Origin of the sequence: Amycolatopsis sp. NPDC101161 (genome assembly GCF_044768185.1) — a bacterium.
Lineage (GTDB): Bacteria > Actinomycetota > Actinomycetes > Mycobacteriales > Pseudonocardiaceae > Amycolatopsis.
Window position 1 is genome coordinate 2,110,948 of sequence record NZ_JBIWPI010000002.1, and the last position, 13,597, is coordinate 2,124,544.

Below are 13,597 nucleotides of genomic sequence, written 5' to 3' on the forward strand. Positions count from 1 at the left end.
CTGCGCCTTTTCGTTACGGCCGAGATCGCGTTAATGCAAGACTTGTCGTAGTAAGCACCTAGACTGTTCGGATGAGCCACCCCACGCGGAGGGGTCGCGCGCGTGCGGCTACCGAACAGGACATCCGGCGGACCGCCCGGAAGCTGCTCGTCGAGCAGGGGCCGGAGGCGGTCACGCTGCGCGCCATCGCGCGGGAGCTGGGGATCACCGCGCCCGCGCTCTACCGGTACTACGAATCGCGGGACGACCTCGTCGAGAACCTGCGGCTGGACGTCTGCGCCGACCTGGCCGACGAGCTCGCTGAGGAGATCGCCGAGCTGCCTGACGACGGCATGCTGCAGCTGTTCGCCATCTGCAAGGGCTTCCGGCGCTGGGCGCTCACCCACACGAAGGAATTCACGCTCGTCTTCGCGTCCCCGACCGGGGGCGTGGGTTCGGCGGCCGGGAGCGCGCTGAGCCGGGTCGACGAGCCGTTCGGGCGGATCTTCCTCGCCGCCGCGGGGCGGGTGCTCGCGCGGACCGACATCGTGCTGCCGTCCGCCAGTGGGGTGCCCGACGAGCTGCGGGACGACTTCACGACGTTCCAGGAGTCGCTGAGCGCCGTGCTCGCCGAGTCCGACCACGACGTTCCGGTCGAGAAGCTCGACCTCGGCGTGACGTACCTGATGATCCAGTTCTGGGCCCGGCTCTACGGGCACGTCACGCTCGAGGTCTTCGGCAACTACCCGATCCCGATGTCCAAGCCGGACGTCCTGTTCGAGGCGATGCTGATCGACCTCGCCCGGGAGATCGGGCTCTACTCCGGCTAGGCCGCGTGGCCGCCGTCCACCGACAACACCGCCGCCGTCACGTACTCAGCGCCCGGTGAAGCCAGGTAAGCGACCGCCTCGGCCACCTCCGACGGCCTCCCGTAGCGGTCGAACGCCGTCAAAGCGCGCTGGTCAGCCGCGTACGGGCCGTCGGCCGGGTTCATGTCCGTGTCCGTCGGGCCCGGGTGGACCAGGTTGACCGTGATGCCGCGCGGTCCCAGCTCGCGCGCCAAAGCCTTGGTCAGGCCCACCATCGCCGCCTTGCTCGTCGCGTACAGCGCCATGCCCGGGCCGGGCACGCGGTCCGTGACGCAGCTGCCGATCGTGATCACGCGGCCGCCGTCGCCGAGTACGCCGGCCGCGGCCTGCGTCGCCGCGAACACTCCGCGGACGTTCACCGCCAGCACGCGGTCGACGTCTTCCAGAGACGTCTCGTCGAAAGCGCCCACGAAGCCGACGCCCGCGTTGTTCACCAGCACGTCCAGCCGGCCGAACTCCGCGACGGTCGCGGAAACCGCGGCCGACACCGCGGCGGCGTCCGCCGAATCCGCTTGGATCGCCAGCGCGCGACGGCCGAGGTTTTTGATCTTGTCGACCACTTCGGCCGCCCGCGCGGCGTTGTTCACGTACGTCAGCGCGACGTCCGCGCCGTCCTCGGCGAGCCGCAGTGCCGTGGCCGCGCCGATGCCGCGGCTGCCGCCCGTCACCAGCGCCACCTTGCCGTCGAGGGTCATCCCCGGTTCTCCTTCGATCGAACGGATTTCCTTGACCGTTCAATCAAATCGGGGATGACCACGAACTACCGGCGGCTTTCCGACAGCGCGCTGTGGGGTCGGTGGTGATTGTAGAAGTGCAGCCATCCCGGCAGCTCCGCCCGACGCTGGCTCTCGGACGGGTAAAAGCGGTGTAGGCGCAGCCCTCGGCGAGGATGCGGTGGAACCGTTCGATCTTTCCGTTGGTCTGCGGCCGGTAGGACCGAGTCCGTTTAGGGATGATGCCCAGCTCGGTGCAGGTGTCGCGCCAGGCGTGGGACCGGTAGGCCGAGCCGTTGACCGACAGCACACGCTCGACGGTGACCTCGTGGCTGGTGAGCCAGGCGACCGCCCGGCGCCTGGGTGGTCGTGTTCGCGGCGGCGCAGCGGTTCGCCGATGACCCGGTCGAGGCCGGCAGGTTGAGCCGGCCGGCGATCTGGACCGGGCCCAGCCGCCAGTTGCAGCCGAGTGGGACGCGAAGGCCTCCGGTGAGTGAAGCGGTTCCTCGACAGCTCCACTTCACATCCGGAGGCCTTCACCTGTCCGCACGACAGGCCGTCACCAGGTCACCTCGACTCGGGACAACGTCCCTGGGCATCACAGCTAGAGGACGATGTTGACCAGCCGTCCCGGCACCACGATCACCTTGCGCGGCGAGCCGCCGCCGATCAGCGCCGCGACCTTCTCGTCCGCCAGCGCCGCCGCCTGGACCTCGTCCTGCGACGCGGAAGCCGCGACCGTCACCCGGGACCGGACCTTGCCGTTGACCTGGATCGGGTACTCGACGGAGTCCTCGACCAGGTACTTCTCGTCCACCACCGGGAACGGGCCCTGGACCAGCGAATCCACGTGGCCCAGCCGGTGCCACAGCTCCTCCGCCAGGTGCGGGGCCAGCGGCGCCAGCATCAGCACCAGCGGCTCGGCCAGCTCGCGCGGCGTCGACGCGGCCGCGCCGTACACCTTGGTGACGTGGTTGTTCAGCTCGATCAGCTTCGCGCCGGCCGTGTTGAACCGCATCTCCGCGTAGTCCTCGCGGACGCCCGCGATGGTCTTGTGCAGCACCTTGCGGTCCGCCTCCGAAGCGTCCTCAGTGGACACTCGCAGCTCGCCGGTCGTCTCGTCGACGACCAGGCGCCACAGCCGCTGCAGGAACCGGTGCGCGCCCACGACGTCCTTCGTCGCCCACGGGCGCGACATGGCCAGCGGGCCCATCGCCATCTCGTAGAACCGGAACGTGTCGGCGCCGTAGTTCTCGGCCATCTCGTCCGGCGTGACGACGTTCTTCAGGCTCTTGCCCATCTTGCCGTACTCCTGGGTGACCTCTTCGCCGTTGAAGAAGTACTTCCCGTCGCGCTCCTCGACCTGCTCGGCCGGGACGTAGACACCGCGCGCGTCGGTGTACGCGTACGCCTCGATGTAGCCCTGGTTGAACAGCTTCCGGTACGGCTCCTTGGACGTGACGTGCCCCAGGTCGAACAGCACCTTGTGCCAGAACCGCGAGTACAGCAGGTGCAGCACCGCGTGCTCGACGCCGCCGACGTACAGGTCGACGCCGCCGGTGTCGTCGGCGCCGTACTCGCCGGGCCGCGGGCCCATCCAGTACTGCTCGTTTTCGGGCGCGCAGAACGTTTCGCTGTTCGTCGGGTCCACGTAGCGCAGCTGGTACCAGCAGGAACCCGCCCAGTTCGGCATCGTGTTGATGTCGCGGCGGTACTTCTTCGGACCGTCGCCCAGGTCCAGCTCGACCTCGACCCAGTCGGTCGCGCGCGCCAGCGGCGACGACGGCGTCGAGTCGCGGTCCTCCGGGTCGAACGTCACCGGCGAGTAGTCGGCGACCTCGGGCAGCTCGATCGGCAGCATCGACTCGGGGACGGCGTGGACTTCGCCGGCCTCGTCGTAGACCACCGGGAACGGCTCGCCCCAGTAGCGCTGGCGCGAGAACAGCCAGTCGCGCAGCTTGTACTGCACGGTCCCGGTGCCGGCGCCCTTTTCGGTCAGCCAGTCGATGATCGTCTTCTTGGCTTCGGCGACGTCCATGCCGTCCAGGAAGCCGGAGTTGATCGCCGGGCCGTCCCCGGTGAACGCCTTGCCGTCGAAGCCTTCCGACGGCTGGACGGTCCGGATGATCTCCAGGCCGAACTTCTCGGCGAACTCCCAGTCGCGGACGTCCTGGCCGGGCACGGCCATGATCGCGCCGGTGCCGTAGCCCATCAGCACGTAGTCGGCGACGAAGATCGGGATCTGCTTGTCGTTGACCGGGTTCGTCGCGTACGCCCCGGTGAAGACGCCGGTCTTCTCCTTGTTCTCCTGCCGGTCCAGCTCGGACTTCCGCGACGCGGCGACGCGGTACTCCTTGATGGCCTCGGCGGGCGTCGCCGCGCCGCCGGTCCAGCGAGAATCGACGTCCTCGGGCCAGGCCGAAGTGACCAGCTCGTCGACCAGCGGGTGCTCCGGCGCCAGCACCACGTAGGTGGCGCCGAACAGCGTGTCCGGCCGGGTCGTGAAGACCTCGATCGCGTCGTCACCGGACTTGAACGTGACGCGGGCGCCGTGCGAGCGGCCGATCCAGTTCCGCTGCATGGACTTGACCTTCTCCGGCCAGTCCAGCAGGTCCAGGTCGTCGACCAGGCGATCGGCGTACGCGGTGATCCGCATCATCCACTGCCGCAGGTTGCGGCGGAAGACGGGGAAGTTGCCGCGCTCGCTGCGGCCGTCGGCGGTGACCTCTTCGTTCGACAGCACCGTGCCCAGGCCCGGGCACCAGTTGACCGGCGCTTCGGAGATGTACACCAGCCGGTGGTCGTCGATCACCTTCTTCCGCTCGGACGCGCTCAGCGACGCCCAGTCACGGCCGTCCGGCGTCGGCCGCGAGCCGTCGGCGAACGCGGCCTCCAGCTCGGCGATCGGGCGTGCCTTGCCCGCCTCGGTGTCGTACCAGGAGTTGAAGATCCGCAGGAAGATCCACTGCGTCCAGCGGTAGTACTCGGGGTCGATCGTGGAGATGCGCCGGCGTTCGTCGTGGCCCAGGCCCAGGCGCCGGATCTGGCGCAGGTAGGTCCGGATGTTCTCCTCGGTCGTCTTGCGCGGGTGCTGCCCCGTCTGGACCGCGTACTGCTCGGCCGGCAGGCCGAACGCGTCGAAGCCCATCGTGTGCAGCACGTTGCGCCCGATCATCCGGTGGTAGCGGGCGAAGACGTCGGTGCTGATGAAGCCCAGCGGGTGCCCGACGTGCAGGCCGGAGCCCGACGGGTACGGGAACATGTCCTGGACGAACAGCTTGTCGCTGGGCACCGGCTGCCCCTCGACGGCGAGCGGCCCGACGGGGTTGGGCGCGTGGAAGGTCCCCTGGTCGGCCCAGTGGTCCTGCCAGCGCTGCTCGATCTGACCCGCCAGCGCGGCCGTGTAGCGGTGCGCCGGGACGTCGGTCCCTGTCGCCTCAGTCATGACGTCTTCCTTTGTTTCGAGCCGCTCCAGAAACAACTCGACCCCTCAGCCACCAGGGCATGAGGGGTCGCCGCACCGGCCGGGCCGGGCCCGGTCAGCGCGGCAGGCTAAGGAGCAGCCGAGCCGTGTTCATGTGCACATCGTAACTTGCTGGTCAAAGCCGTTCCGAGGGGACCGCCAGTGCGACGAACTGGGTGACCTGGGTCGCGGAGAAGTTGTTGTCGCTGACCAAGATCAAGCTGCGCTCGCCGTTGGGCAGCTTCGGCCCCCACGTCATGCCCTCCAGGTTGTCCACAGTAGACAAGCCGAGGTCGGCCGCGTCGAAGAGGAACCGCTTCTTCACCGGCTTGACGTTCTTGGCGTCGGCCAGGGACTTGACGTTCAGGACGTTCGTCGCGCCCTTCGTGTCGATCTCGTAGACGCGCACCTTGTTGCCGACGCCGGTGACGAACGAGCGCTCCATCATCAGGAACTTCGTCGGGTCGGCCTGGTCGACGGCCAGCATCGAGGAGACGCCGGTGGTCGCGAACGCGCCAGCGGGCACCGGTGACGCGAAAATCGGCTCCTGCGGGTAGGCGTACTGCGCCAGCACCGGCCCGTACCGGCCCTGCAGCGTGATCCGGGAGACGCCGCCGGTCGTGCGGGTCGACTCGGGGCCGTCCTGCAGCAGCGGGCCCTCGACGTCGCTGGCGACCAGCGCGCCGAAGCCCGTGAACGTGAGGCCCTCGAGGACGAGGTTCTGCCGCGGGCCGGCCGTCGGCGTCATCTTCTCGTTGGCGGGGATCGGCAGGTCGCGGACGTATTCGCCGTCGCGCCGGGCTTCGCGGATCGACGGATCGATCAACGTCGTCGCCGTCCGCTCACCCTCCTGCGACCAGTAGTAGTCGCCGGTCCACGGGTCGACGCGCAGCTCTTCGGGGTCGATCGTCTGCTCGTTCTGCGGCTTCGCCGGGTCGTTCTGCGCGAGCGGCGGGTACGGCGTGCCGTCCGGGCGCAGGAACGGCTTCGTGCCGGTGAAGGTGACCGGGCCGACGCCGTTCGCGGACACCGGGAAGGTCGCCGTGTAGAAGCGGGCGGGGTTGGTCGCCGACCGGTCGTCGCAGATCAGCGCGTAGCCGCCGGTCCGCGGGTCGTAGTCGATGCTGGAGAGGCCGCCGACCGTCGTGCCCTGGAACTGCAGGTTGAGGGGGACGATCTGCTCGCCGAGCAGCCGGATCGGCCGCTGGTGACTCTCGGTGGCGCTCGCCGGTGTCGCGGCGAGGATTCCCCCGATCAGGGCAGCGGTCAGGACGGTGGGCAGTACACGCGGTGACATGGCCTGTAGCACAGTCGATCAGGGTATCCGGCAGGTTGCCGGGGCGTCACGCTTATCCTTGACCCGTGTTCGCTATCGCGCTGGTTCCGGTCGTGCTGGGTCTGCTCGTCGGTTTTGGTGGGTTCCTCGGGTTCCGCGAGCGCTTGACGCGCGAGGGCGGCACCGGGGTGCGCACCCAAGCGGCGTTGCGCAGTGAAGAGGCGTTCAAGCTGGCCAACCGCGTCGCGGGGCTGCCGACCATGGCCGGGGGCGCGATCTCCGTGCTCACCGGACTGGCCGGGCTGGCCATGCCGACGACCGGTGGTCTCATCTCGGCCGCGCTCGCGGGCGTGCTCGCGATGCTCGTGCTGGTCATGGGCGGCGGGGTGCTCGGCAACCGGGCCGCGCTGACCGTGCCCGCGCCGGCTCCGGCGGCGCCCGCCGGCTGCAGCGGCTGCGCGTGCGGCGCCGGCGGCTGCGGTGTCTTCAAGAAGGAAGAGGCTTAATTCCGCTGGAGGTCGCCCGGGTGGGTGGCCAGCAGCGCCAGCGGGATGCCCTGGCGGCGCAGCACCTGGCTCCACAGGTCGCCGCTCGGTGAGGCCAGGATGTCGCTCGGCAGCGCGGGCACGATGACCCAGTCGTCGCGTTCGATCTCGCCGGCCAGCTGACCGGAGTCCCAGCCCGCGTACCCGGCGAAGACGCGCACGCCGCGGACCTTCGGCACCAGCACCTCGGGGTCGGTGTCCAGGTCGACCAGCGCGACCGGCCCGCGGACCGCGATGACGCCCGGCACGCTCGCCGCCGTCTCGCCGGTGCGCAGCGCGGCCAGGCACAGCGCCGTCTTCTTCTCCACCGGACCGCCGACGAACACCGCCTGCGGCTCGGCGACGTGCCCGCCCCAGTTGGGCAGGACGTCGTGCACGGCGACGTCGCTCGGGCGGTTCAGGACGACACCGAGGGTGCCCTCGTCGCGGTGATCGATGACGAACACGACGGTCCGCTTGAAGTTGGGGTCGACCATCGTGGGGGCGGCGACCAGGAGCGTTCCCGGTTCAACCTCGGCGTCCGCTGGCACGCGACCCATGATCCCACCCCCGACCCGGCGAATTACTTCGGCTCGGGAACAATCGCCTCAGCAGCCTCGTTTGAAACATGTGGCCGGCGCACTGCGTGTCCCCCGGGCTCACTGAAGAACCGCCTTTGTGGAATACCGTCCGGCTGGAGCCACACTGCGCATAGCCGCCGAGAGGCGACCTTAGTGCGTCGGCCACCCTTTACTCTGGCTTCGTGACGATCAGCGCTCGGACGGCGACAACGCGAAGAGGGCCGCGCGAGCTGCTCAAGGATCCCGACTTCCGCCGGCTGCTCTTCACCCGCTTCGCGGCCAGCTGGGGCGACGGCGTCTTCCGCGCCGGGCTCGCCGGCGCCGTGCTCTTCAACCCCGAACGCGCCGCCGATCCGCTGGCCATCGCGGGTGGGTTCGCCGCCCTGCTGCTGCCGTACTCCGTCGTCGGGCCGTTCGCCGGTGCTTTGCTGGACCGCTGGGACCGCCGTCGCGTCCTGATCTTCGCGAACCTCCTGCGCGGGCTGGCGATCGTCGCCGCGGCGGCCGCCGTCGGCTTCGGGCTGGGCGGGGTCGGCCTGTTCACGCTGGCCCTGGCCGCGGAAGGGATCACGCGCTTCATCGGCTCCGGGCTTTCGGCGTCGCTGCCGCACGTCGTCGAAGAAGAGAGCGTCGTGACGGCGAACGCGTTCGCGACGACGCTCGGCTCGTTCATGGCGGTCATCGGCGGCGGCTGCGCGATCGGTCTGCGGGCACTGTTCGGCAGCAACGACATCGGATCGGCCGAGGCCACGGTGTTCGCGGTGCTCGGAACCCTCGTCTCGGCCTTCATCGCCCGCGGTTTCGCGCGCGGGGAGCTCGGGCCGTCGGTGGTCGACGAGCCGACGAACCCCGTGCTGGCCGTCGCGCGCGGGCTGGCCGACGGCGCTCGGCACGCGTGGCGAGCCCCGAGCGTGACCGCCGGGTTCCTGGCGCTGTTCGCGCACCGGGCGTCGTTCGGGGTGTCGCTGCTGGTCACCGTGCTGATGATGCGGAACTACTTCACCGACCACGGCGTCTTCCGCGCCGGGCTGCCCGGGCTCGGGCAGATGGCCGCGCTCGCCGGCGCCGGCATCCTGATCGCCGGGCTGCTGACCGCGCGGCTGATCCGCAAGTTCGGCCGGCTGCGCGCGGTGCTCGGCTCGCTGCTGCTCGCCGCGATCGCGCAGTCCGCGCTGGGCCTGCCGATGCTGCTGCCGCTGGCGCTGCTCGCGTCGTTCGTCATCACCGGCGCGGGTCAGGTGCTGAAGCTCTGCGTCGATTCGTCGATCCAGCTCGACGTCGCCGACGAAGCCCGCGGCCGCGTCTTCGCGCTGTACGACACGCTGTTCAACATCACCCAAGTGGCGGCGGTATCCCTGGGCGCGCTCGTCGTGCCGGACGACGGCCGTTCGCCGGGCCTGTTGATCGCGGCGACCGTCTGCTACCTGGTCGGCGGCGCCGGGTACGTGCTCGCGCGACGCCGCGCGATTCGCTGAGGCAAACACCCGAACCGGTCACGGTCACTGCTCCATTGGCATTAGGGTGACGGCAAGTCATTAGTAGGTTCGAGGGACACCGGGGGCACCTGTGACCACCGCGGGCGACGACCGTGCACGGCTCGAAGCACGCAATGCCGCGATGAAGGACCAGGTGGACACCCTCCTGGAGAACTTCGAGCGGCAGACGGCGCAGCTGCGGGACGCCCAGTCCGCGGCGGCCCAGACCACCGCGCAGGTCAGTTCCCCCGACGGCCTGGTCCGCGCCACGATCGACGCCGGCGGCAACCTCGCGAAGCTCGAGATCGCGCCGAACGCGTTCGAGCGCACGACGCCCGCGCAGCTCGCGAACACCGTCCAGACCGTGGTGCGCCAGGGAACCCTGCAGGTCAAGCAGAAGATCGCCGACCTGATGGCGCCGATCACCGAAGGCCTGCCCGACCTCGCGGACCTCGTCGAAGGCGCACCGTCGCTGGCCGGGCTCGTGCCGCCGATCCCCGACTTCGTCGAGGCGCCGGCGCCGCAGCCCGCGCCTTTCGAAGAGGGCGGTTCGATCCTGCGCAACGAGGCCGTGCCGCCGCCCGTGCCCGCGCCCAAGCCGGCTCCCAAGCGCGTCCGCCCGCCGCGTGACGACGACGAGGAGCCGCCGTCGTCCTGGATGACGAGGGGCGACTGATGCCCGGTGGGGGCTCCGGGTTCACCGCGGAACCCGACGCCGTCCTGCGCGCGTCGAACGGCTTCACGACGGCCGCGGACGCGCTGGAGAGCGCGCTGAAGACGTTGCAGGGCGCCCTGGACGCGCAGGGCGTGTGCTGGGGCGGCGACGACTCGGGCAAGGAGTTCGCGAAGGACTACGTGCCAGGTGCGCAGGGGGCTGTCGAAGGCTTCACCAACCTCGTGCAGGGGTTGCGGGGCGTGCAGCAAAATGTCGCCAAGTCGATGAAGGCGCTGTCGGGCGCCGACGAAGACGTGACTTCGCAGCTCGGCAAGGGGCAATGACCCGTGGGTATGGAGATGCCCGACGCGGTCAAGTGGCTGCTGCCCATCGTCGTCGGCGAGAGCTGGCCAGAGGGCGACGAGACCAAGCTTCGTGCGTTGCGCGACGCATGGCACGCGGCGTCGTCGGCGATCGGGCCGGTTTCGGAGACGGGTAACCAGGCGGCATCGGGCGTCCGCGACAACTGGACGGGCGACGGCGCGGACGCGTTCGTCGAGCAGTGGAAGAAATTCATCGAGGGCGACGAGGCGTACTTCAAACAGCTGGCCGACGCGTCGAAGGCGTTGGGCGATTCGTGCGACCAGACGGCGCTCGACGTCGAGTACACGAAGTACATGATCATCATTTCCCTGATCGTCCTGGCCGCCCAGATAGCGGCGATGATCGCGGCGGCGGCGGTGACGTTCGGCGGCTCGACGGCGGGCATCGCGCCGGCCCAGGTCGCGACGCGGATGACCGTGCAGATGCTGTTCCGGCAGCTGCTCGAGAAGCTGGCTCAGCAGGGGTTCAAGCAGGTCGCGAAGGAGCTGCTGGAGAAGCTGCTCAAGCAGGGTCTCAAAAAGATCGGTATGGAGGTCCTCAAGAACGAGGCCATCAACCTGGGGATGGACGCGGGCATCCAGGGTCTGCAGATGGCGAAGGGGGATCGCGCTAGCTGGGACTGGTCGAAGACGTCGGACGCGGCGATTTCCGGCGCGGTCGGTGGAGTGGTCGGGGCGGCGTCGGGGTCTATTGGTCGAGGGGCTACGGAAGGGCTTTCGCATTCGGCCGGGGGTCAGGTCGCGGACGCGGCGTTGCGGGCTGGGGGTCGGGGGGCGGTCGAGGGGGTCGCGCAGACTGTCGGGCAGGCGGCGGTTACTGGGGATTTGGGGTCTTTGACGCCGGAGCAGTTGCTGACTGGGGCTTCGAGTGGGGCTGTGGGTGGGGCTGTCGGGGGTGCCAAGGAGCAACTGCACGCGGTTCATGAGGCGAACATTCCCCGGGACGCTGGGGAGTCGGGGTCTTCCGGGTCTGATGGGGGTTCGTCTTCGGAGCCGGGGTCGCGCAGGGAGCCCTCGCCAGCGCCGGAAGGTTCGTCCGAGTCTGGTGGGCGTTCGCCTTCTGAGCCGGAGTCGCGGAGTGAGGGTTCCTCCGCGTCGGACGGGCGTTCCTCCTCCGAGCCGGAGTCGCGGCCGGAGTCGTCCGCGGAGCCGGAATCGCGCTCGGAGTCCTCTTCCGAGCCCGAGTCGCGCGGGGAGGAACCCCGGCGAGAGCCTTCCTCGGAATCGCGGGGCGAGGAGCCGTCGGCTGAGCCCGAGTCGCGTGGTGAAGAGCCCAGGCGAGAGCCGTCGTCGGAACCGGAGTCGCCGAGCCGGGAGCGTCAGACGTTCGAGCCGCGGGCCACTGCGGAGGCGTCCGACGGGCCGCGCCCGAGCTCCGATCACGTCCAGCAGCAGCCTGAGGTGCGAGCGGAGGCGAGGACCGCCGAAGCTCCGGCCCCTCAGCAACAGGCGCCGGCCCAGGGACCGGCACCGAGCCAGCCGATGAGCGGCGGACCGTCGCCGGCGTCGTCGAACGGCGGCTACGGAATGGCCCCACCGAGCATCGGCCCGGAACGCCAGACGTTCGGACGCCCCGCGGACAACGTCGGAGCGGCAGGCTTCACCGGGGGCGCGAGCCAGCCGTTCGCGGCGGATGGGGGGCCGGCGCCGTTCCAGAGAGGACCGTCGGCTCAACAGGCCCCACCGGGCGGATTCGCCCCGCCCCCGCAGGCAGGAATGCCCGCCGGCGGCGGCCTGGGTCCACGCGCAGGCGGATCCGCTCCTCCGAGCCCGACACCGCCGAGAGGCGGCCAGTCACCGTTCGAACAACAGCAACGGATGCAAGACCCGCGCCGGATGCCGCCGGGCCAGCAGGTGGGCGGCCAGCCGCCAAACGGACGGCACCCCTCGCACGCCGCACAACCGCAGCTGAGCGGGCCGCCGCAAGCTGGGCAGCCACATGGCGGTCAGGCGCAAAGTGGCCAGGCGCACCAGAGCGGGCAACCGCCCCAAGGCGGACAGCCGCACGGCGGTCAGGTACAAGGCGGCCAGCCAAACCTGGGCGGGCAACCGCCCCGCGGCGGGCAGCCGCCCAGCGGTCTGGCGCCGCAGGGTGGGCAAGCGCAGGTCGGTCAGGCGCCGCACGGTCGGCAGCCGCAGAGCGGACTCCCGCAGGGGGGGCCGGCACCGTACGCCACGCAGCCGCAGGGCGGCCGAGCACCACACGACGGGATTTCCCAAGGTGGTCCGGCGCAGGGTGGCCAGCCGCCGAACAATGGCCTGCCGCACGGCGGGCAAGCGCAGAGTGGGCTCCCCCAGGGCGGCCACCCACTGGTCGGCGGCCACCCGCAAGGTGGACAGCCACACGGTGGCCAGCCGCCGCACGCCGGACAACCATCGCACGGTGGGCAGCCGCCGCACGTCGGGCAACCATCACCAGGAGGGCAGCCGCCGCACGGCGGAGAGCCATCGCACGGTGCGCAGCCGCCGCACGTCGGACAGCCATCGCCTGGAGGGCCGCTGCCGCATGGCGGACAGCCGTCGCACGGTGGGCAACCGATGCAGGGTGGACAGCCGTCGCCAGGTGGGCAGCCGGTGCAGGGTGGTCAGCGGCCGTCGGCTGGGCCGCCGGTGCCTGGCAGGTATTCCGCGCACGGGGGGCCGCCGGCGCAGGGTGGGGGGTTTCCGCCGCGGATGCCGTCGCAGCGGCCGCCGGTCGGTGGGGCGCAGCATCCGGGGATGTCCGGTGGGCAACGGCCGGGTGGGTATCCGAACCAGACTCGGGGGCCGCAGGGGCCGGGTCCGCATCCAGGGGGGCGGCCGCCTGTGCCGCCGCCTCCGGGTGGGCGGCCGCCGGTTGATCCGCGGCTGGGGCTGGCGCGGCCGCCTCAGGTTCCGCCGCCGCGGTTCGGGCAGCCGGTGGAGCCTCGTGGGCCGCAGGGTCCCTTCGAGCAGTCGCGGCCCGGGCCGGCTCAAGAACGGCCGACGGAACCGACTGCCGGCCAGACATCCGCTGAGCGACCGGGTGAGCAGGCTGCACCTGCGGCTGGACACCTGCCGCAGACAGGTGCGGCCGACCTAGCGACCGAGCAGGCTGGCGAACACAGCGGCCCGTCTGAGCAACCGGGCGCTGAGCACCACGCCGACGAGCAACATGCAGCCGAGCACGAGCACGTCGACGACCAGTACGGACAGCCTGGACAAGCCCCCGACGAGCCCTACCTCGACGATCCCGGCTTCCACACCGATGCCCCCGCCGGGATCCGGCGGATTGAGGACACCTTCATGGACTCCGGGCGGCAAAGCCCGGAAACCGGCGAGTGGCGGCACGAACAGGTCCGCCGCGAGGCGCTCGCCCTCCGGGACGAGTTCCATCCCGGTATGTCCGATGACGGCGCCTTTGCCGTGCACGCCTACACGCGCCACGAGATGGTTGGGCCGCTCAATCGGGCTCTTCGGCTTGGTGGCCCTGAACTCCTCGACCTCGCTCCTCAGGCCGGCGCGCTCGTTTCCGGGCTCAACGAGCTGCCTCCGCACGTCGGGACCGTCTCGCGGCGCGTCGACTTCCATCAGGATCCCTCGCGGCTTCAGGCCTTCCTCGGGCGCTTTCACGAAGGCGCGCACATCACCGAGCCCTCCTTCCTCAGCTCCTCGAAGGTCGACGCTGAACACCCGCGCAGCACCTTCGCCGGTGAGGTCG

Annotated in this window: 11 protein-coding genes and 1 pseudogene; 5 read left to right on the forward strand and 7 right to left on the reverse strand. The window is 70.4% G+C overall.

The annotated features are described in order from the left end of the window. Nucleotides 1–71 precede the first annotated feature (71 nt). A complete protein-coding gene (locus tag ACIRSS_RS21460; protein ID WP_400897291.1) occupies nucleotides 72–809 on the forward strand; it encodes a TetR/AcrR family transcriptional regulator in 738 nt (245 codons plus the stop codon). On the opposite strand, the gene ACIRSS_RS21465 is transcribed toward ACIRSS_RS21460, so the two are convergent. From ACIRSS_RS21465 to ACIRSS_RS21480, 4 genes and pseudogenes are all read right to left on the reverse strand, one after another. After that, nucleotides 806–1,543, reverse strand: a complete 738-nt coding sequence (locus tag ACIRSS_RS21465; RefSeq protein ID WP_400897293.1) for a 3-oxoacyl-ACP reductase family protein — start codon at nucleotides 1,541–1,543, stop codon at nucleotides 806–808. The two genes, ACIRSS_RS21460 and ACIRSS_RS21465, sit on opposite strands and share 4 nt — an antisense overlap. 39 nt (nucleotides 1,544–1,582) lie before the next feature. Beyond that, nucleotides 1,583–1,919: pseudogene (locus ACIRSS_RS21470) on the reverse strand (integrase core domain-containing protein); the annotation flags it as partial. Nucleotides 1,920–2,165: 246 nt separating this feature from the next. Beyond that, entirely contained in the window at nucleotides 2,166–5,006 is a 2,841-nt protein-coding gene (gene leuS, locus ACIRSS_RS21475) for a leucine--tRNA ligase (protein ID WP_400897295.1), read from the reverse strand. A gap of 154 nt (nucleotides 5,007–5,160) precedes the next feature. Beyond that, nucleotides 5,161–6,321 (reverse strand): esterase-like activity of phytase family protein, encoded by a 1,161-nt coding sequence (locus ACIRSS_RS21480; protein WP_400897297.1) that lies wholly within the window; start codon nucleotides 6,319–6,321, stop codon nucleotides 5,161–5,163. 65 nt (nucleotides 6,322–6,386) lie between these two features. On the opposite strand from ACIRSS_RS21480, the gene ACIRSS_RS21485 reads away from it, so the two are divergent. Next, nucleotides 6,387–6,806: an SdpI family protein gene (locus ACIRSS_RS21485; protein WP_400897299.1), complete on the forward strand. Its 420-nt coding sequence runs from the start codon at nucleotides 6,387–6,389 to the stop codon at nucleotides 6,804–6,806. Here the strand turns inward: ACIRSS_RS21485 and ACIRSS_RS21490 are convergent. Beyond that, nucleotides 6,803–7,384: a YqgE/AlgH family protein gene (locus tag ACIRSS_RS21490; RefSeq protein ID WP_167379639.1), complete on the reverse strand. Its 582-nt coding sequence runs from the start codon at nucleotides 7,382–7,384 to the stop codon at nucleotides 6,803–6,805. The genes ACIRSS_RS21485 and ACIRSS_RS21490 overlap by 4 nt on opposite strands. Before the next feature lie 203 nt (nucleotides 7,385–7,587). Between ACIRSS_RS21490 and ACIRSS_RS21495 the strand changes: the two genes are divergently transcribed. The 3 genes from ACIRSS_RS21495 to ACIRSS_RS21505 all read left to right on the forward strand — a co-directional run bounded on the left by ACIRSS_RS21495 (nucleotide 7,588) and on the right by ACIRSS_RS21505 (nucleotide 9,879). Beyond that, nucleotides 7,588–8,880 (forward strand): MFS transporter, encoded by a 1,293-nt coding sequence (locus ACIRSS_RS21495; protein ID WP_400897301.1) that lies wholly within the window; start codon nucleotides 7,588–7,590, stop codon nucleotides 8,878–8,880. 142 nt (nucleotides 8,881–9,022) lie between these two features. Beyond that, nucleotides 9,023–9,556, forward strand: a complete 534-nt coding sequence (locus tag ACIRSS_RS21500) for a YbaB/EbfC family nucleoid-associated protein (RefSeq protein WP_400897303.1) — start codon at nucleotides 9,023–9,025, stop codon at nucleotides 9,554–9,556. Beyond that, the gene (locus ACIRSS_RS21505; RefSeq protein ID WP_400897305.1) at nucleotides 9,556–9,879 is read left to right on the forward strand and encodes a WXG100 family type VII secretion target; all 324 of its coding nucleotides are present in this window, start codon (nucleotides 9,556–9,558) and stop codon (nucleotides 9,877–9,879) included. Before ACIRSS_RS21500 ends, ACIRSS_RS21505 begins: the two co-directional genes overlap by 1 nt. Nucleotides 9,880–11,712: 1,833 nt before the next feature. Here ACIRSS_RS21505 and ACIRSS_RS21510 read toward each other — a convergent pair. Continuing rightward, nucleotides 11,713–12,300, reverse strand: coding sequence for a hypothetical protein (locus ACIRSS_RS21510; protein WP_400897307.1), 588 nt, complete (start codon nucleotides 12,298–12,300; stop codon nucleotides 11,713–11,715). A 675-nt stretch (nucleotides 12,301–12,975) separates the two neighbouring features. Then, on the reverse strand, nucleotides 12,976–13,569 hold the full coding sequence (locus tag ACIRSS_RS21515) for a hypothetical protein (RefSeq protein ID WP_400897309.1): 594 nt from the start codon (nucleotides 13,567–13,569) through the stop codon (nucleotides 12,976–12,978). Between the last annotated feature and the right edge of the window lie 28 nt (nucleotides 13,570–13,597).